Consider the following 19,495-nt stretch of genomic DNA (forward strand, 5'->3'; position numbering starts at 1 on the left):
TCCGGGGGGGGGGGAGGGAGAGGGAGGCGAGGCCGGGGCGGCGCCGTCAGTCCCGGTAGTCCACGACGACGGGCAGGTGGTCGCTGGCGCCCTTGCCCTTGCGCTCCTCGCGGTCGTAGAAGGCGCCGGTGACGCGCTCGGCCAGGGCGGGGGAGCACAGCTGGAAGTCGATGCGCATGCCCTCGTTCTTCGGGAAGCGCAGCTGGGTGTAGTCCCAGTACGTGTAGTCCTTCTCGCCCTGGGTGTAGGGGCGGGCGACGTCGCTCAGGCCGGCCTCGTCCAGGAACGCGGCGAAGGCCTCCCGCTCCGGGGCGCTGACGTGGGTCATCCCGTTGCGGCGGAAGAAGTCGATGTCCCACACATCCCCGTCCTCCGGGGCCACGTTCCAGTCCCCCACCAGCGCCAGCGGCAGCCGCGGGTCCTCCGTCAGCCACCCGCGCACGTCCTCGCGCAGCACCTTCAGCCACTCCAGCTTGTACGCCATGTGCGGGTCATCCAGACCGCGCCCGTTGGGCACGTACAGGCTCCAGATCCGCACGCCGCCGCAGGTCGCGCCGATCGCACGGGCCTCCTGCACCGGCTCCTGCCCGGGCTTGCCGAAGGCCGGCTGCCCGGGAAAGGTGCGCTGCACGTCCTCAAGACCCACCCGGGAGGCGATGGCCACCCCGTTCCACTGGCTCAGCCCGAAGTGCGCGACGTCGTAGCCCAGCCGCTCGAAGACCGCGAAGGGGAAGGACTCGTCCTTGGCCTTGGTCTCCTGGATCGCCAGCACATCCGCATCGGAGCGGTCCAGCCAGGCCTCCACGCGGTCGGTGCGGGCGCGGATCGAGTTCACATTCCAGGTGGCGATTCTCATGCGCACCACCGTACCCACAACCGCTCCGCCCGGCCGCCCGACGACGGCCCCGGCGCCGCCGCGGAGCTCGCTCGCGGGCGGTCGGGCGGCCCGCGGCTCGAAGGTGAGCTCCGGCATGAACCGGTGCCGGGTCCCCGCCCCGGTGTAGGGTGACGGACAAGCGGCCGGGGGGCCGCTTCTCATCGTCGGAGTCGGCGTCCGCCGCTCTCCGGCGCCGCGACCCGCGGGTGAGACCGCGGAAGAGCTATGGGGGTAGCTTGTGTCATCGGGCATCACTGTGCCATCTCGTCATCAGCAGGGAGATCCGCCCTCCCGGTCCACCGAGCCGGCGCCCGCCTCGCGGGCCCGCACCGGGCTGCAGCTGCTGCTCTACCTCTCGCCGGTCATCCTGCTGAGCACCATCTTCCCGCTCGTCTCGCCGCGTCTGGCCGCGGCGCAGCTGGGCGGGCAGCAGCTGAGCACTGTGGTGCTGGCCAGCAGCCTCACCGTCCCCTGGCTGAGCCAGATCGGCTGCCTGCCGATCTACCGGAGCCTGGGTGACCTCATCGAGGCGAAGGACCGCGCGGCCGTCACCGGGCGCTTCGCCCAGCACTGGGCGCGCACCTTCGCGCTGAGTCTGCCCGTGGTCGCGATCTTCACCGCGCTGGCGGGGCTGCTGCTGCGGTGGAGCCCGACGGCGCTGCTGGCCTACGCGGCGCTGATCTGCCTGCATCTGGTCTTCGTCCAGTCCCTCGTCCCGGGCAATGTGCTGCAGCGCAAGGGCGTGTGGGCCGCGGCGTGGCTGGCCTACGCTCTGGCCCTGCTGGCGATGCCCACCGTGTGGTGGCTGCCCCCGGTGCTGGGCACCGTGACGCAGCTGGTCTTCCTGCGCGCCGCCCTGCCGCAGGTGCGGGCGCTGCGCTCCCCGGGGGCGCTTCCGGCGCTGCGGGATATGGTCCGCGGCGCGCTGCTGGGCTCGGTCCTGTGGGCGGACAAGCTGATCCTGTTCCTGGTGGTCGGCCCCCGGATGGACGTGGTCGCGGTGTTCCTCGCCCTGCTGCCGGCGATCCTCGCGTACAACTGCTACTTCCAGCTCTACGCCCCGGGGGTGGACCGCGCCGTCGGACGCCTGCGCACGGCCATCCACGGGGAGCCGTATGCCGCGATGACCCGTCGCTCCGCCCAGCTGTCCGGAGCCGTGGAGTCCGCGGTGCGCCGCACCCTGGCGATCGGGGCGGTGGGGGCCATCCCGACGGCGCTCGTGCTGGGGGCGGCGCTGCCCGGGTCCTTCCCGTGGGGACTGAGCGTGCTGGCGGCGTCCTGGCTGTTCATGACCGTGACGCTGCTGACCTACCAGCTGGATTACATCGGGCGGCGCGTCGGCGCCCAGGTGCTCTGTGCGGTGCATCTGGCGGCCTGCTGCCTGGCCCTGGCGCTGCTGGGACCGGCCGGGGCGTATCCGGTGCTGATCGGGGTGGACGCCGTCCTGGCGGTGGCCGCCTACGTCGGCTACCGGCGGGTATGGTCCGTGCCGGAGTACACGCTGTTCTGGCGCCAGGCCCTCGCCTGGTGAGCCCGCCCCGCGCACCGGGAGGGGAGCCGGAGCGCGGCGGGGGTCACCTGCCGGCGTTTCCGAGGAACGCGCGATCCACGGCGCCGGGACGCGGCGCCACCGGCGGCCCGCTGGGGGCCGCACATCAATCATCGTCTGGGGGACGGATATGCAGACTGGAACACCGAGGCAGCCGCGCGTGCACACGTCGAGCGAGGACTGCGAGGATGTGGACGTCGCCATCATCATGGAATCGACCTACCCCTTCCTGAAGGGCGGGGTCTCGGCGGTGGTGCATGACATCGTCACCATGAATCCGGACATCTCCTACGGGATCATCCACATCGCCTGGGACTCCGCCGCCCCGAGCGAGGACCTGTACGGGATGCCGGAGAACGTGCGGTGGGTGCGGCTGATCCACCTGTCCATGGAGGAGCATGCGCAGGACTTCAAAGCCGCGGGAGCGCGCGCCGTCGGGATGGACCGGGGGCAGCGTCGGCGGGTCTCCGGCTGGTTCTTCGACGGGATCCGGACGCTGGCGCGCACGGGGGACCCGGAGCCGCTGTGGCGGCTCTACGACGCCGGATTCAACCCGCGCACCCGCACCATGGAGGCCTGGCGGGTGCTGGGCACGCAGGAGTTCATGACGGCGGTGCGCGAGCGGCTGTCCGGGCTGGGTCTGTCCCTGTCCGAGACGTTCTGGCTGGTGCGGGACTTCATGTCCATCCTCTATGCGCTGCTGGCCGAGACGATGCCGCGGGCTCGGGTATACCACGCGCACACCACCGGGTACGCGTCGCTGGTCGCGGCGGCCGCGGCCCGGGACCACGACGCCGCGTTCCTGCTCACCGAGCACAACCTCTACGTGCGCGACACCGTCAACACCCTCCTGGGCCGGAACATGGCCCTGCCGGTGCGCACCGGGGACTACCGGGACTTCGAGGCGGTCACGCCCGTGCAGCGGGCGTGGATGGCCTGGTGGATCGAGATGGGCCGGTTCTGCTATCCGAGCACGGATCGCATCACCTACCTGTACCCCAAGGCGCTGGAGGAGGCGCGGGGACTGGATGCTCCGGTGGATGACCCCGGGCGGGTGAGCATCCTGCCCAACGGGACGGTGCTCTCCGAGTTCAACGAGCAGTACGCCCTGCGCCTGGAGGAGACGCAGCGGATCGCTGCCCTGACCCCGGAGGGGGCCGCCCGACGCACCTGGAAGCTGGTGTTCATCGCCCGCGTGGTGCCCATCAAGGGGCTCGCGGACCTGCTGGATGCCCTGCACCTGCTGATCTCCCGCGGGGTGGAGGACTTCACCCTGGATGTGCTGGGGCCCACGGATCACGTGCCGGAGTACTACGAGCTGTGCCGGCAGAAGATCGAGGAGCTGCACCTGGAGCGGTGGGTGAGCTTCCGCGGCACCGTGGACGTGCGGGCGCAGCTGGGCCGTTACGACCTGCTGCTGATGCCCTCCTACAACGAAGGCCAGCCTGTGGTGGCGCTGGAGGCGATGAGCGCGGGCATCCCCGTGATCGGCTCCGACGTCGGCGGGATGTCCCAGCTGATCGACGACGAGCTGACCCACCCGGACGGTCGCACCTGGCAGGGGTGCGGGGTGCTCACCCGGCCCGGGGACGCGCCGATGCTGGCCGATGCGGTGGCCGGGGTGATCTCGGATCCGGCGCGGTACGCCCGTCTCGCGGCCAGCGCCCGGGGACGCGTGGAGGGATTCTTCCAGCTGTCGGACGTCATGGCCCGGTACAACGACCTCTATCGGGAGCTGGGCGGGTTCCCGTCCGTGGAGCAGCGGGTCCTCTCCGGTGAGCTCAGCGGCCAGCGGGCCCGCCGGGCCCTGGAGATCCGGTGAACCCGGGGAGGGGGGAGGCGAGGGGCGCGCCCGCCGGCCACCCGGGGCAGTTCCCTCCGGCCTTCCCTCCGGGGCGGTTCCGCCCCGACGCGGTGGATCCCGGGCCTGGGCCCGGCTCCCGAGCGGCGTGGGTCCGCTACGGCGGCCCGATCCCCCGGGAGCAGCTGGAGGCCGCCGTCGGACGCTACGCGGTGGCGATCCTGCAGCCCTGGGAGACGGGGGCCGCCGCGTACCTGCGGGAGCGCAGCCCGGGGACCCTGCTGCTGAGCTACAAATGCCTGTCCTCGGTTCGCGATTACGAACCGGGCCCGGTCTTCAGCTCCGGGGTCTCCCGCCGGGAGGCCGAAGCCGAGCGGGAGGGCGCGTGGTTCGCCCGTCGGCGGGATGGCTCGCGCATCCAGTGGAACGGCTACGGCGGGCACTGGCAGATGCGGGTCTGGGACCCGTCCTATCGCCGCCGGTGGGTGCGCAACGTGGTCGAGGAGATGCGCGGCTCCCCCTTCCACGGCGTCATGGCGGACAACGACGTGTTCGATGACTACTACGGTCTGGGCCTGCCCCTGCGCGATGTGGAGACGATGGCGCAGATCCGGGCCGGGGTGCAGACCCTGGTGGAGGAGGCGGGGGCCGCGCTCAACGGGATCGGACGGCTGCTGGTGCCCAACATCGCCGAGTCGCGGCGGGAGGAGGGGCGGTGGGAGCGGCACAGCGCCTACGGCGGGGGCTTCGAGGAGGTGTGGCTGGGGTGGTCCCCGGAGGACTTCTTCGACCCGCCCACGGTGCAGGCGCAGATCCCGCCGCTGCGCGGGGACCGGCTGTGCATCGCCCGGGTGCCGGCCGCCGGGCGGGAGGATGCCGCGCGGCTGCGCTACGCCGTCGCCGCACTGTGGGTCTTCGGCGGGGGCGGGCGCACGGCCGTGACCGCGACCGCCCATGACGACTACTCCGGTGCGCCGTTCCTGCCGGAGCAGCACTGGGAGCTGGGGGCCGCGGTGGGGCGCGGGCATCGGCGCGATGCCGTGTGGTCCCGCCGCTTCGAACAGGGCTGGGCCGCCGTGAACTTCCGGGCGGGGGCTCGGCGGGCCAGGGTCCGGGTCCCCGCCGGGCTGGTGGATGCCGCGGGGGAGCCGGCCCCGCGGCGCGTGACCCTGCACCCGCAGGAGGGGGCGATCTTCCGCCGTCCCCGGTAGGGTGGCTGTGATGGGCGGCACGCCGTGGGCGGGCTCGCCTGCCGCCCCGGCAGCGCCGTCGGGGCGAGCCGCTGGAAGGAGCCCCACCGTGACCGAATCCGCCGCCGCACCCTCAGCCCGCGCTGCTGACGCGCTTGGCCCGCCCTCGCCCTACCGGGCGGACCTGCTGGCCGGGCAGCGCATCCTGCTCACCGGCGGCGGCACCGGCCTGGGCCGCGGTGTGGCCGAGCAGCTGGCCGCACACGGCGCGCACGTGCAGATCTGGGGCCGCCGGGAGCCCGTGCTGGCCGACGCCGCCCAGCAGATCGCGCAGGAGATCGCGGACCGGCCGCACCCCGGCGTCGTGACCTTCCAGTCCGTGGACGTGCGCGACGCCGAGGCCGTGGAGGCCGCGGTGCAGCGGATCTGGGAGGAGCACGGCCCGCTGACGGGGGCGATCAACAACGCCGCCGGCAACTTCATCTCCCCCACGGAGAAGCTCTCCCCGCGCGGCTTCGCGGCCATCACGGATACGGTGATGAAGGGCTCCTACCACGTGACCCACGCCGTCGGGCGCCGGTGGATCGAGCAGGGGCTGCCCGGGGCCGTCCTGTCCACCCTGGTCTCCTGGGTGCACACCGGGTCGGCCTTCGTGGTGCCCAGCGCGATGGCGAAGTCCGCGGTGCTCGCGATGACCAGGTCCCTGGCGGTGGAGTGGGCCCGGCACGGGATCCGCCTGAACGCCGTCTCCCCGGGGGCCATCCCCACCGAGTACACCTCCGTGGTGCTGGGCTCGGGGCGGCGGGTGCGCGGGGACATGACGGATCTGGACGCCGTGCCGGCCGGGCGCGCGGGCACCGTGGCGGAGCTGGCGAATCTGGTGATCTTCCTGCTGTCCGACGCCTGCGAGTACCTGACGGGGCAGAACATCGTCATGGACGGGGCGCAGATGCTCGCCGGGCCCTCCACCTTCTCCCCGCTGACGGCCCTGTCCGGGGCCGACTGGGCGGAGATCGCCGCGCAGGGCAAGGCCGCGGCCGCCGCGTCCAGACGCCAGCGCGAGGGCTGAGCGGCCGCGCCTCGAACCATCCACCACCGCACAGAGCATCGGGAAGGGAAACCGCAGTCGATGAGCACCACCGCACCGCAGAGCGCACCGGAGACCGAGCCCACCGTCCTCGTCGAGACGCGGGGGCATCTGGGCGTCATCACCCTGAACCGCCCCCGGGCCGTCAACGCGATGGACACGGAGATGATCCGCCGCACCGACGCCGCCCTGGACGCCTTCGAACGGGATGACGCGGTGCGCGCGGTGCTGCTGCGCGGAGCGGGGGAGCGCGGATTGTGCGCGGGCGGGGACATCCGGGCCCTGCACCGGGCGTGCACCGAGGACCCGGAGCAGGGTTTCGCGTTCTTCCGCGCCGAATACGCCTTGGATCTGCGCATCGCCGAGCACCCCCAGCCGGTGGTGGCGTTCATGAGCGGGCTGGTGCTCGGCGGCGGCGTCGGGGTATCCGTGCCCGCGCAGGTGCGGGTGGTCACCGAGACCACACGGATCGGGATGCCGGAGACCGGAATCGGCTTCTCCCCGGACGTGGCCGGCAGCTGGCATCTGGGCCAGGCGCCGGGGCGCACGGGGGAGCTGTTCGCCCTGACCGGGCGGCACGGGGACGCCGCGGACGCCCTGTACCTCGGGCTGGCCGATGCGTACGTGCCGGAGGAGAGGCTGGCGGAGCTGGCCCGCGCCCTGGAGTCGGTGGCGGATCCGGAGCGGGTGGCCGACGTCGTCGAGGGCTTCGCCGTCGAGCCGCCGGTCTCCGGGCTGGAGGAGGCCCGGGTGTGGGTGGACGAGGTCTTCGCCGGGGAGACCGTGGAGCAGATCCGGGACGGGCTGATCCGCCGGGTGGAGCAGGTGCCGGAGGATGAGCTGGCGGCCCAGGCGCTCGCGGCGATCCGCCGCAACAGCCCCACCGGGATGAAGACGGCCCTGGAGGCGCTGCGCCGGGCCCGGGAGATGAGCATCGCGGCGACCCTGGACCAGGATTTCCGCACCAGCGGGCACGCGATCCTGGGCCACGACATGGCCGAGGGCATCCGCGCCCAGGTGGTGGACAAGGACAGGAACCCCCGGTGGGAGCCGGCCACCCTGGAGGAGGCCACCCGCGAGGCGGTGCTGGGGTTCTTCGCCCCGGTGCCGGGCCAGGCGGACCTGGGGCTGGAGGAGGCCCCGGAGGAGCCGGCCGAGGGAGCCTGAGGGTCGGTGAGGCGGGCTCGGTGAGGCGGGCCCGGTGAGCCGCCGGGTCACAGCGGCGCCGCGACGGAGGATGAACCGGAGATGAGCGAGGAGCTGGAGATGAGCGGGAAACGGGAGCAGACGGCGGAGCCGGTGGTGCTGACCGAGGTGCGCGACGGCGTCGGGCTGCTGCGGCTGAACCGGCCGAAGGCGCTGAACGCGCTGAACGCAGAAGTGATGGACGCGGTGGTGGAGTCCGCCGAGGCGTGGGAGGCGGACCCGCAGGTGCGGGTGATCGTGCTGACCGGGTCGGAGAAGGCCTTCGCCGCCGGGGCGGACATCAAGGAGATGGCGGGCAGGAGCTACCCCGAGATGCTGGCCGCGGACTGGTTCTCCCGGTGGCGGCGCTTCGCCGGGGTGCGTCTGCCGGTGGTGGCCGCGGTGAACGGCTACGCCCTGGGCGGCGGGTGCGAGCTGGCGATGATGTGCGACGTCCTGGTGGCCGGGGAAGGCGCGCGGTTCGGGCAGCCGGAGATCACCCTGGGCGTGATCCCGGGGATGGGCGGCTCCCAGCGGCTGACCCGCGCGGTGGGCAAGGCCAAGGCCATGGACATGGTGCTGACCGGCCGGATGATGGACGCGGCGGAGGCGGAGCGGGCCGGTCTGGTCTCCCGCCTGGTGCCCGACGACGCCGTCCTGGACACCGCCCTCGAGGTGGCTCGCACGATCGCGGCCCAGTCCCGCCCGGCGACGATGATCGCCAAGGAAGCGGTGGCCGCGGCCTTCGAGATGCCCCTGGAACAGGGCCTGCTCTTCGAGCGCCGGGCCTTCCACGCGCTGTTCTCCACCCGGGACCAGAAGGAGGGCATGGCCGCCTTCGCCGAGAAGCGCAAGCCCCGCTTCGAGGACCGGTGACCGGGGCGGGGGTGGTCCGGATAGGACGGGCCGGTCCGGGCCGCCCGTCCGCCGACGCCGACCCGGCGCATTCGTTCCCTCTTGCGGCCACCACTTCGCTGACCCGGCGTTTTCGTTCCCGGATTCCGCGTTTTCGGGAACGGATGCGCCGCCTCGCGGAAGGGGCTGGGAACGGATGCGCCGGGTCGCGGAGGGCGGCGGCGTCGGTACGGGGGGCATCGGGGTGACCGTGCGGTTTCGACGGGTGGCGCGGGGTGCCGCATAGGTGAACGTCATCCGGAACACACCGGTTGCTAGTGTGGGAGCCTAGCCCCCCGATGAATCGAGGAGAGCCAAGATGTCCGCAGAATCCCGCCGTCACCACAGCGACGAAGGCCACCGGCCACCGCAGGAGACCCCGCGCGAGAACGCCGGGCACAACGCCTACGACTTCCTGGACGGGTCCAGCGGCAGCGAGTTCATGACCGGGCCCAACGTGCAGCGTCGGGAGTCCGAAGGCCGCGGGGCGCTGTTCGGCACGATCGCGGTGCTGGTGCTCGCGGTCGTCGTCGTACTGGTGCTCATCCTCCGCTGATCCCGCCCCCGAGCGTCGAGTCATCACTTTCGACCGAAAAACCGCGGATTTCCGGTCGAAAGTGATGACTCGCGGAGCCTGCCTCGACGAAAGTGATGACTCGGCGCGGACGTTCTCTCCCGCGGCACCTCCCTCGCCGACCCGGCGCATTCGTTCCCGGATTCCATGTTTTTGGGAACGAGAGCGCCGTCTCGCGGGAAGGGGCGGGAACGGATGCGCCGTCTCGCGGGAGGCGGGAGGCCGGAGGCGTCAGAGGCAGGGGAAGGGTCGCACGGGGCGCGGCACCCTCCCCTCAGCTCCGACACTTCGTCAGTAAGTTAGGCAAGGCTTGCCTAAGCATGAGGTTCGCACTACCGTTGCGGTGTGATGTCCCCGTCGATGAGGAACCCCATGCAGCATGAGGCACCGGTCCTGCTGGCCGGCAACCGCTCCGACATCGACCTCATGGCGGAGCTGATCCGCCAGCTGCCGCCGTGGGTGCACGGGCAGGTGCTCGTGGAGGTCCGGGAACCCGCCCACATCGAGGAGCTCGAGGTCCCCGCCGGACTCGCCGTGCACTGGCTCGTGCGGGAAAGCGCCCAGAGCCCGACGCCGCAGCCCGGCGCCAGACTCATCGACGCCGTGACCGCCTGGGTCGCCGAATGGGTCCCCGCCGAGGGATCCGACGACCCCGGCCCCGAGCTGATCTGGGTGGGCGGCAGCGACTGGCCCGAGGTCACCGGCCTGTGCCAGGACCTGATCCACCGCCACACCCGGCTGCACCTGCACCACGCCGACGTGTTCTGACCGGCAGCCCCAGGTGATCCGCAGGCCCCTTCCACCCGGAACCCGGACCCCGGAATCAGGAACCAGGAACCGGAACCCGGGCCCCGGGACCAGGAACCCGCCCCCACCCCGCCTCCAGACCCCCACCACCAGCCCCGACGGCACCCCGGGCCCGCGCGCCGTCGCCGCCGACGCTGCGGCCCACGCCCGACACCACCCCCAACCCACCACCCCCGAACGAAGGAGTTCGCCATGAGCCTGGACCAGGCTGCCCAGGAGCGTCACGTCAGCACCGAGGTGCTCGTCATCGGCACGGGAGGCGCGGGGCTGCGCGCCGCCATCGAGCTGTCCGAGCTGGGCCGGGACGTGCTGGCCGTGGGTAAGAGACCCAAGGCCGACGCCCACACCTCCCTGGCCGCCGGGGGCATCAACGCGGCCCTGGCCACGATGGACCCGGAGGACTCCTGGCAGCAGCACGCCGCGGACACCATCCGGGAGAGCTACGAGCTGGCCCACCCGGACATCGTGCAGATCGTCACCCAGGGCGCGGAGCAGGGCATCCGGGACCTGGAGCGCTACGGCATGAACTTCGCCCGGGAGGAGGACGGCCGGATCTCCCAGCGGTTCTTCGGTGCGCACACCTGGCGGCGCACCTCCTTCGCCGGGGACTACACGGGCCTGGAGATCCAGCGGACCCTGATCCACCGGGCCGAGCAGCTGGAGATCCCCATCCTGGACACCGTGTACATCACCCGGCTGCTGGTCAACGAGGACGGGGCGGTCTTCGGCGCCTACGGCTTCGACCAGGAGACCGGGCTGCGCTACGTCATCCAGGCCGACGCCGTGATCCTCGCCGCCGGCGGGCACAACCGCATCTGGCGGCGCACCTCCTCCCGACGCAACGAGAACACCGGGGACTCCTTCCGCCTGGCCGCGGAGGCCGGGGCGAGGATCCGCGACGCCGAGCTGGTGCAGTTCCAACCCTCCGGGATCCTGGAGCCGGAGGCCGACGCCGGCACCCTCGTCTCCGAGGCGGCCCGCGGGGAGGGTGGGATCCTGCGCAACGGCCTGGGGGCGCGGTACATGGCCCGCTACGACGCCGAGCGGATGGAGCTGTCCACCCGGGACCGGGTGGCCCTGGCCGGGTACACCGAGATCAAGGAGGGCCGCGGCACCGCCAACGGCGGGGTGTGGCTGGACATCTCCCACCTGCCGCGCGAGGTCATCATGGAGCGGCTGCCGCGGGTGTACCAGACCCTCATGGAGCTGCAGATGAAGGACGTGACCAAGGAGCCCATCGAGATCGCGCCCACCGCGCACTACTCGATGGGCGGGGTGTGGGTGGCCCCGGAGGACCACGGCACCGGGGTTCCGGGGCTGTACGCGATCGGGGAGGCCTCCTCCGGGCTGCACGGGGCCAATCGGCTGGGCGGGAACCCGCTGATCGAGCTGCTGGTCTTCGGGAGGATCACCGGGCAGGCCGCCGCCCGCTACTCCGAGCGGCTGCGGGTCCAGCGGCGCAGCCCCGAGGCCGTCGAGGCGGCCCGCCGGGAGGTGCGGGAGCTGCTGGCCGCCGACGGCGAGCAGAACGTGCGCGCCCTGCAGCGGGACATCCGCAACATCATGACCGAGCACTGCGGGGTGGTCCGGGACGAGCAGGGCCTCACGCAGGGCCTGGCCGAGCTGGACGACGTCGAGCGCCGCGCCGCGGACATCGGGGTGCACCCGGACCTGGCCGGGTACTCCGAGCTGTCCCACGCCTTCGACCTGAAGTCCTCGATCCTCGCCGCCCGGGCGACCCTGCAGTGCGCCCTGGAGCGGCGGGAGACCCGCGGCTGCCACAACCGATCGGACTACCCGCAGCAGGACCCGGCCCTGCGGGTCAACATGATCTGGTCCGCGGACGGGACCGTGACCCGCGAGCAGATCCCGCCGGTCCCGGAGGAGATCCGGGCGCTGATGGGCGGGGAGGTTTCCCAGGAGGGCAAGCTCGTGGAGTAGCCGGGCCCGACGTCGCCCGAACGGACGATCACATGCCCGGCGGCCGGACCCGACGTCGCGTGCGGGTGCGCTACTCCAGCCCGGGGTAGCGCACCCCGATCTGCTCGCGGATCGCATCCAGCCAGGCCATCTGCCGCACCGAATCCGCCCACGGCATCACCGGGGACTCGGTGAGCCCCTGCTGGATGCAGCGGGTGGCCTCGCGCATCTCGTAGACGTACCCGCGGCCCACCGTCTCCACGCGCTCCTCGCGCACGGCACCGGAGGCGTCCGTGACGGTGAAGGAGACCGGCCGGTTCATCGGCGAGCCCACCTCCAGCACCCCCTCCTGCCCGGAGATCACGGCCCGGCGCGGCCCCTGGGAGGCCAGGGACAGGGTGATCTGCGCGGTGGCGGCCCCGCCCGGGGCGTCGTCGAAGGCCGCGGTGATGCTGGTCAGCGCGTCCACGGACCCACGCCTGATCGCGCTCGCGGTGAATCCGGTGGGCTCCCCGAAGGCCAGCCACGGCCAGTGCAGCCCGTAGCAGCCCATGTCCAGCAGGGCCCCGCCGCCGGCGTCCTCCCGCCACAGCCGGTGCCCGGTGTCCTCCGGACCGCGGAAGCCCAGGTCCGCCTGCGCCCACCGCGGCGCGCCGATCTCCCCGCCGGCCAGCACCTCGGCGATGCGCGCGCGGATCGGCAGGAACCGGGTCCACAGCCCCTCCATGAGGAACAGCCCCCGTTGATCCGCCAGCTCGACGACGTCGCGGGCCTGCGCCGCGGTGATGGTCAGGGCCTTCTCGCACACCACGTGCTTGCCGGCCTCGAGGGCCGCCGTGATGTGCTCGTGGTGCTGCCCGTGCGGGGTCGCGATGTAGACGATCTCCACCTCCGGGTCCGCCAGCATCCGCGCCATCCCGTCCGGCCCGCCGTAGGCCCGGCCCACCCCGAACTCCTCGGCGAAGGCGCGCGCGGACTCCTCGGTGCGGGAGGAGACCCCCACCAGGCGGGCGTCGGCCAGCAGGGCGATGTCCGGGGTCACCTTCCGGGCGATCGCCCCCGTGGAGACGATGCCCCACCCGAGGGTGCGCCCGGTGGCGGTGCGGGGGTCGCTCGCGCGCGGATCGGGTGCGCCCGGCTCGGCGGCGGCTCGTGCGGTCTCGGTGCTCATCGGCGTCTCCTCAGCCCGGGGAAGTCGGCCTCCGCGTACTCGGCGGCCTCTCCCGGGGCCGGGGTGCGCTCGCCGTCGGGCCCGTGCAGGCGCTGCTCGCGCTCGCGCAGCTCCACGCGCCGGATCTTCCCGGACACGGTGCGCGGCAGGGCCTCGGCGAACTCCAGGCGGCGGATCCGGGCGTAGGGGGCCAGGCGCTCACGGCAGTGCGCCAGCACGGATTCGGCCAGCTGCGCCCCCGCCTGCGCGTCGGCAGCCGGCAGCACGTACACCTTGGGCACGGCCAGACGCACCGGGTCCGGGGAGGGCACGACGGCGGCCTCCGCGACCTCGGGGTGCTCCAGCACCACGGCCTCCAGCTCGAAGGGGGAGAGCTTGTAGTCGCTGGCCTTGAACACGTCATCGTCCCGGCCCACGTACGTGTACAGCCCGTCCTCGTCCCGGCGCATCACGTCCCCGGTGCGGTACAGCCCGTCCCGCAGGGTCCGCTCGGTGCGCTCCGGGTCCCCGACGTAGCCAGTCATCAGGCCCACCGGACGCGGGTCCGTGCGCAGGCAGGCCTCCCCCTGCCCGGGCCCGGTGATCAGCTGACCGGTGGACGCGTCCAGCAGCTCGACGTCGAAGCCCGGAGCGGGACGGCCCAGCACCCCGGCCTTCAGCGGCATCCCCGGGGTGCTGGCGATCTGCACGGTGGTCTCGGTCTGCCCGAAGCCGTCCCGGATCTCCACGCCCCAAGCCTCCTGCACCCGGGTGATCACCCGGGCATCCAGCGGCTCCCCGGCGGAGACGGCCTCCCGGGGCGGGGTGCGCAGCCGGGTCAGGTCCGCGCGAATCAGCATCCGCCACACCGTCGGCGGGGCGCAGAAGCTCGTCACGGACTCCCGCTCCATCACGGCCATCAGCGCGGCGGCGTCGAAGCGGGAGTAGTGGTGCACCAGCACCGTGGCCTCCGCGATCCACGGGGCGAAGAAGTTGGACCAGGCGTGCTTGCCCCACCCGGGGGAGGCCACGTTCAGGTGCACGTCCCCGGGGCGCAGCCCGATCCAGTACATCGTGGACAGGTGCCCGATGGGGTACGAGGCGTGGGAGTGCTCCACGAGCTTGGCCCTGCTGGTGGTCCCCGAGGTGAAGTACAGCAGCAGCGGGTCCTCGGCCCGCGTCGGCTCCAGGATCTCCAGGCACGCCGACTCTACCCGGGAGTCCTCGTAGGCGGCGTGCGGGTGGGCCCCGGCGGGGGAGGTGACGCGGGAGGCGGCCTCCGGGCCGGTCTCGATGACGGTGAAATCGCCGTCGACCTCGGCGAACTTGCCGACGCTGCCCGGGCCGACCACGACCCAGGACACCTGCCCGCGCTCCACCCGGTCCTGCAGGTCCCGGGGGCCGAGCATCGTGGTGGTGGGCAGCAGGACCGCCCCGAGCTTGGTCCCGGCGAGCATCGTCTCCCACAGCTCCACCTGGTTGTCCAGCATCACCAGGATGCGGTCCCCGCGGGCGACACCCAGCTGCCGCAGCCACACGGCCACCCGGGAGGAGCGCTCGGACATCTGCCGGTAGGTGATCCGCTGGGAGGTCCCGTCCTCCTCCACGATCACCAGGGCCTCCTGCTCGGCCCGCTCCGGGGTCGCGGCGACGGCGTCGAACCAGTCCAGGGCGAAGTTGAAGTGCGTCGGGCGCGGCCAGCGGAAGGCCTCCCGGGCGGCGTCGAGATCCTCGCGCAGCTCGAGCAGGAGGTCCCGGGCGGCGCGGAACTCGACGGCGCCGGGATGAGCGGGAGCGGTGCTCACTTGGTCTCGCCCTCGATGACGTCGCCGGTGTCCAGCGGGGAGCGGGTGCGCCGGGTGGTGCCGTCTACGGTGCCGTACTGCTGGCGGAACTGCGCCTCGGCCCGGCGCAGGCCGTTGCCCACGCGGCGGAAGACGAGGCCGGCGGCGATCATCGCGAACCCGGAGAACAGGGCCAGCACCCCGAGCAGGATGCTCAGGGCCCCGGCGCCGGCGACGGGGTTGAACAGCAGGATCAGGGCGAGCAGGATCCACAGGATCCCGACGAGCACGCCCAGGCCGCGTCCGGGCCCCGGGGTGGAGGTGGCCGCCATCAGGCTGAGCACACCGCGCACGATGAGCCACACGCCCACGATCCACACGACGGCGGTGACCCCGGCGGCCGGGGCGAACAGGGCGACGATGCCGACGAGCGCGGTGAGGATCCCGGACCACAGGCCCCAGGCGCGCACGCCCCGGCCGGAGCGGGCCGCGAACACGGCCTCGGCGATGCCGGCGACCACGAGGAAGGCCCCGACGATCATGACCACGGCCATGGCGGTGTGCACGGGCCAGAACAGGGCGACCAGGCCGAAGATCACGGCCAGGACTCCGGTGACCAGGATGGTGGTGGACGAACGGGGGATCACGGTGATGCTCCTCGACTCGGGTCAGGGGGAGCGGGTCCGCTCCCTACCGGTCATTCTTCCACCACGGGTCCACCAGGGAGACCGGGGTGGTGCGCTTGTGTCGGGTGATGAGGTAGCGGCGCTCGATGGCCTCGGCCTGCTCCGCGGTCACCTCGCGGCCCTCCAGGTAGTCGTCGATGACGTCGTAGGTGATGCCCAGCTCATCCTCGTCCTCCCGGCCGGGGGTCGCATCCAGCAGATCCGCGGTGGGCTTCTTGGTCCACACGGCCTCGGGGGCGCCGAGCTCGCGCAGCAGGGCCTGGTTCTGGCGCTTGTCCAGCCCGAACAGCGGGAGGATGTCCGCCCCGCCGTCGCCGTACTTGGTGAAGAATCCGGTGACGGACTCCGCGGCGTGGTCCGTGCCGATCACCAGCAGGCTCCGGTCCCCGGCGATGGCGTACTGGGCGATCATGCGCTGGCGGGCCTTGACGTTGCCCTTGGTGAAGTCCGTGAGGTCCGCACCGGTAGCCGCGCGGTAGACCCGCTCGATGCCGGTGGTGGCCGGTTCGACGTCGAAGACCAGGGAGGTCTGCGGGCGGATGAACTCCAGGGCGCGCTGGGCGTCGGCCTCGTCGGCCTGGGTGCGGTAGGGCAGGCGCACCGCGACGAACTCGGCCTCGGTGCCCTCGGCGGCCAGTCGCTCGACGGCGAGCTGGGCGAGCCTGCCGGCCAGCGAGGAGTCGATACCGCCGCTGATGCCGAGGACGAAGCCCTTGGCCCCGGTGAGCCTCAGGTACTCGCACAGGAAGCCGACGCGCCGGTCGATCTCCTCGGCGGGGTCGATCTGCGGGCGCACGCCCATCTCGTCGATGATCTGCTGCTGGAGTTCGCGCATGGGGCCATGCTACGTCCGGGGTGTCGCCACTTGAATAGTCAACCCCTGGGGTAAAGGACGGAATCTGCAGTCGCTGAATATTCAGCTCCCGTGGCGCTGCCTGAATATTCAGCTGCGGCGCACGACGACGGTGCCACCCACCCCGCTGAATATTCAGTTCCGACGCACGACGACGGTGCCGCTCCCGCGCTGAATATTCACCAGCGGGCGGGCCGGTCGCGGACCTCTTCCGTGCCGGACCGTTACACGGAACGGTCGGTACCGGGTACTAGACTGTGATGCGGCCTACCCTGCACCGCCGAGCACCTCGAAGGAGAGCCCCGTGCCCGTGAACCCCGAACCCCGCTACGACCTGGAGACCCCCGAGGACCTGGACTACCTCGGCGCCTTCGCCGGAGCCACCGACGCCGACCGGGAGGCCTGGGGCGCTGCCCGCACCTACGGCCGGGAGATCCTGCCGCGGATGAATGAGGCCTGGCAGAAGGCCGAATACCCCCTCGATCTGGTCGCCAAGATGGGCGAGGCGGACCTGCTCACCGACGGCCTGGACATCCCCGGGCACCGGAAGCTCTCCCCGCTGGGCGCCGGACTCGTGAACATGGAGATCTCCCGCTGGGACGGCTCCATGGCCACCGCCCTGGCCGTGCAGGGCGGGCTGGCCCTGCGCTCCATCGCCCTGTTCGGCTCCGAGGAGCAGAAGCAGCGCTACGTGGAGGACCTGGTCACCGGGCGGGTCTGCGGCGCCTTCGCCCTGACCGAGCCGGAGCACGGCTCGGATTCCGTCTCCCTGGAGACCAGTGCTGTGCGCGACGGCGACGAGTACGTCATCACCGGGGAGAAGAAGTGGATCGGCAACGGCGCGGCGGGCGGCATCACCGTGGTCTGGGCCCGAGACGAGGACGGGAACGTGCGCGGCTTCATCGTCCCGCAGGACACTCCCGGCTACGAGGCCGAGGTGATCACCGGCAAGGGCGCGCTGCGCGCGATCGACCAGGCCCGCATCTCCCTGAACGGGGTGCGCGTGCCGGCGTCGAACCTGCTGCCCGGGGTCGCCCGCTTCAAGGAGGTCTCCGCGGTGCTCGTGGAGACCCGCGTCGGGGTGGGGTGGTCCGCGCTGGGCCACGCCGTCGCCGTGTTCGAGGCGGCCCTGGCCTATTCGCGCCAGCGCGTGCAGTTCGGCAAGCCGCTGGCGAAGTTCCAGATGGTCCAGGAGCGGCTGGTGGAGATGCTCTCCGACATCACGGACATGCAGCTGATGAGCGCGCAGATCGCCCGCCTGCAGACCGAGGGGATCCTGCGGGACCAGCAGGCCAGCCTGTTCAAGGTGCACAACACGGTCCGGGCCCGCCGGGTCGCGGCCACCGCCCGGGACATGCTCGGCGGCAACGGGATCCTGCTGGAGAACCACGTGATGCGCCATGTCGCGGACATCGAGGGCATCCACACCTACGAGGGCACCGAGTCCATCCAGCGGCTGATCGTCGGGCGGGACATCACCGGCCAGTCGGCCTTCGCCTGAGCCTGGGCACGACGGCGCCCCGCAGGCCCGGATCCCGGGGGCTCAGCTGCGGGAGTGGTGGCGGCGGGGCACCGCGAAGCTGTCCGCATCCGCCCGCTCCCAGCGGCGCATCCAGAACTCGGGGGCCGTGCCCTCCACCAGGGAACGGGGCTCGAGCCAGTCGTAGAGCTCCTCGTAGGACTGCGTGTGGGTGGAGTCGATCCGGTGCATCACGTGCTCCGGGCCCAGATCCTTGAAATCGGACAGCCCCATCGAGGCGAGGATGCGCCGGGCCGAGCGCATCACGCCCGCGTGATAGGCCCGCACCCGCTGGGCCTTGTCCTCCACGTCCACCCCGCGGGAGAGCCACGGATCCTGCGTGGCCACCCCGGAGGGGCAGCGGTTGGTGTTGCACCGCTGCGCCTGGATGCACCCGGTGGCCATCATCATCCCGCGCGCGGAGTTGGTGAAGTCCGCGCCCAGCGCGATCCGGCGCACGACGTCGGCCCCGCCGACCACCTTCCCGGCCGCCCCGATCGCGACTCGGTCCCGCAGCCCGGCACCCACCAGGGCGTTGTGCACGATGATGATCCCGTCCGTCAGCGGCACCCCCACGGAGTCCTCGTACTCCACCGGTGCCGCGCCGGTGCCGCCCTCGGAGCCGTCCACGGTGATCCAGTCCGGGGTGATCCCGGTGTCCAGCATGGCCTTGCACAGGGAGAGCACCTCGATGCGCGAGCCCACACAGAATTTGATGCCCACCGGCTTGCCGTCGGCCCCGCGTCGCACCCGGTCCACGAACTCCAGCAGCTCGCGCGGCGTGGAGAACTCGGGGTGCGCGGCGGGGGAGATCACGTCCTGGCCCATCGGGACCTCGCGGGTCTCCGCGATCTTCCGCGTCACCTTCGACGCCGGCAGCACCCCGCCGATCCCGGGCTTGGCGCCCTGGCTGATCTTGATGAGCACGCCCTTGACCTGCGGCAGGGCGGCCTTGCGGGCGAAGACCTCGTCGTCGAAGCGTCCCTCCTCGGTGCGGCACCCGAAGTACCCGGAGCCGAACTCCCAGATGATGTCCGCCCCGTGCTCCAGGTGGTACTCGCTGAGCCCGCCCTCCCCGGTCTCCTGGGAGAACCCGCCCAGGGCGGCGCCCTTGTTCATGGCCAGCACGGCGTTGGCGGACAGGGCGCCGAAGCTCATCGAGGAGATGTTGAACAGGGAGATCTCGTACGGTCGGGTGCAGTCCGGTCCGCCCAGGCGCTGGCGCGGCTCCTCCTCCATCACGGGCACGGGGGACATGGTGTGGCGCAGGTAGTCCTGTCCCGGCTGGAGGACCTTCCGCTCCGTGCCGAAGGCCTGCTCCCCGCCCAGGCCCTTGGCGTACTGGTAGATCATCGAGCGGGTGTCGCGGTCGAAGGGTCGACCGTCGTAGCTGCTCTCGATGAAGTACTGCTGGATCTCCGGGCGGATCCGCTCCATCGCGAAGCGGGCATGGCCCAGGAGGGGGAAGGTGCGCAGGATCGAGTGGCGCGGCTGCAGGGCGTCCCGCACGGCCAGGCCTGCGAGTCCGGCCGCGCCGGCGGCGGCTGCGGAGCGGACGATGCGACGGGAGAGCGAGGCCATGGGGGCTCCTCCTGAAGTGGTGGATAGCGGCAGTATGT

General features: G+C 72.3%; 16 protein-coding genes. 10 read left to right on the forward strand and 6 right to left on the reverse strand.

Translation table 11 applies throughout. The features are described from left to right. Positions 1-46: 46 nt before the first annotated feature. Entirely contained in the window at positions 47-856 is an 810-nt protein-coding gene (locus AC0VXQ_RS01180; protein WP_058730464.1) for an exodeoxyribonuclease III, read from the reverse strand. Between the two features lie 277 nt (positions 857-1,133). Between AC0VXQ_RS01180 and AC0VXQ_RS01185 the strand changes: the two genes are divergently transcribed. The 9 genes from AC0VXQ_RS01185 to AC0VXQ_RS01225 all read left to right on the forward strand — a co-directional run bounded on the left by AC0VXQ_RS01185 (position 1,134) and on the right by AC0VXQ_RS01225 (position 11,905). Further along, positions 1,134-2,408, forward strand: a complete 1,275-nt coding sequence (locus AC0VXQ_RS01185) for a hypothetical protein (RefSeq protein ID WP_061225568.1) — start codon at positions 1,134-1,136, stop codon at positions 2,406-2,408. A 178-nt stretch (positions 2,409-2,586) separates the two neighbouring features. Next, positions 2,587-4,248: a GT4 family glycosyltransferase PelF gene (gene pelF / locus AC0VXQ_RS01190; protein WP_224799766.1), complete on the forward strand. Its 1,662-nt coding sequence runs from the start codon at positions 2,587-2,589 to the stop codon at positions 4,246-4,248. Between the two features lie 92 nt (positions 4,249-4,340). Next, positions 4,341-5,438: a putative glycoside hydrolase gene (locus AC0VXQ_RS01195; RefSeq protein ID WP_058743426.1), complete on the forward strand. Its 1,098-nt coding sequence runs from the start codon at positions 4,341-4,343 to the stop codon at positions 5,436-5,438. 88 nt (positions 5,439-5,526) lie between these two features. Continuing rightward, positions 5,527-6,486, forward strand: a complete 960-nt coding sequence (locus AC0VXQ_RS01200) for an SDR family oxidoreductase (protein ID WP_197939466.1) — start codon at positions 5,527-5,529, stop codon at positions 6,484-6,486. A gap of 60 nt (positions 6,487-6,546) precedes the next feature. Next, positions 6,547-7,671, forward strand: coding sequence for a 3-hydroxyisobutyryl-CoA hydrolase (locus tag AC0VXQ_RS01205; protein WP_129357969.1), 1,125 nt, complete (start codon positions 6,547-6,549; stop codon positions 7,669-7,671). 99 nt (positions 7,672-7,770) lie between these two features. Continuing rightward, positions 7,771-8,565 (forward strand): enoyl-CoA hydratase, encoded by a 795-nt coding sequence (locus tag AC0VXQ_RS01210; protein ID WP_129357988.1) that lies wholly within the window; start codon positions 7,771-7,773, stop codon positions 8,563-8,565. A 337-nt stretch (positions 8,566-8,902) separates the two neighbouring features. Beyond that, complete coding sequence (locus tag AC0VXQ_RS01215; RefSeq protein WP_058731071.1) at positions 8,903-9,139, forward strand: hypothetical protein; 237 nt, start codon at positions 8,903-8,905, stop codon at positions 9,137-9,139. Between the two features lie 390 nt (positions 9,140-9,529). Continuing rightward, entirely contained in the window at positions 9,530-9,925 is a 396-nt protein-coding gene (locus tag AC0VXQ_RS01220) for an SIP domain-containing protein (protein ID WP_061225570.1), read from the forward strand. Between the two features lie 231 nt (positions 9,926-10,156). Next, on the forward strand, positions 10,157-11,905 hold the full coding sequence (locus AC0VXQ_RS01225) for an L-aspartate oxidase (RefSeq protein WP_260008660.1): 1,749 nt from the start codon (positions 10,157-10,159) through the stop codon (positions 11,903-11,905). A 70-nt stretch (positions 11,906-11,975) separates the two neighbouring features. Here AC0VXQ_RS01225 and AC0VXQ_RS01230 read toward each other — a convergent pair whose 3' ends face one another. Genes AC0VXQ_RS01230 through nadE form a run of 4 tightly spaced genes read right to left on the reverse strand, consistent with a single transcriptional unit; the run spans position 11,976 to position 16,339 of the window. Beyond that, positions 11,976-13,055: a Gfo/Idh/MocA family protein gene (locus AC0VXQ_RS01230; RefSeq protein WP_475528820.1), complete on the reverse strand. Its 1,080-nt coding sequence runs from the start codon at positions 13,053-13,055 to the stop codon at positions 11,976-11,978. Continuing rightward, positions 13,052-14,839, reverse strand: coding sequence for an AMP-binding protein (locus AC0VXQ_RS01235; protein ID WP_475528821.1), 1,788 nt, complete (start codon positions 14,837-14,839; stop codon positions 13,052-13,054). Before AC0VXQ_RS01235 ends, AC0VXQ_RS01230 begins: the two co-directional genes overlap by 4 nt. Next, complete coding sequence (locus AC0VXQ_RS01240) at positions 14,836-15,465, reverse strand: HdeD family acid-resistance protein (protein WP_058730615.1); 630 nt, start codon at positions 15,463-15,465, stop codon at positions 14,836-14,838. Before AC0VXQ_RS01240 ends, AC0VXQ_RS01235 begins: the two co-directional genes overlap by 4 nt. 43 nt (positions 15,466-15,508) lie before the next feature. Then, a complete protein-coding gene (gene nadE, locus AC0VXQ_RS01245) occupies positions 15,509-16,339 on the reverse strand; it encodes an ammonia-dependent NAD(+) synthetase (RefSeq protein ID WP_058730614.1) in 831 nt (276 codons plus the stop codon). 322 nt (positions 16,340-16,661) lie between these two features. Between nadE and AC0VXQ_RS01250 the strand changes: the two genes are divergently transcribed. Then, a complete protein-coding gene (locus tag AC0VXQ_RS01250) occupies positions 16,662-17,858 on the forward strand; it encodes an acyl-CoA dehydrogenase family protein (RefSeq protein ID WP_058730613.1) in 1,197 nt (398 codons plus the stop codon). A 42-nt stretch (positions 17,859-17,900) separates the two neighbouring features. Here AC0VXQ_RS01250 and AC0VXQ_RS01255 read toward each other — a convergent pair whose 3' ends face one another. Continuing rightward, positions 17,901-19,457, reverse strand: coding sequence for an FMN-binding glutamate synthase family protein (locus tag AC0VXQ_RS01255; protein WP_058730612.1), 1,557 nt, complete (start codon positions 19,455-19,457; stop codon positions 17,901-17,903). Between the last annotated feature and the right edge of the window lie 38 nt (positions 19,458-19,495).

The organism is Rothia sp. QJM3NY_36 (assembly GCF_056173115.1).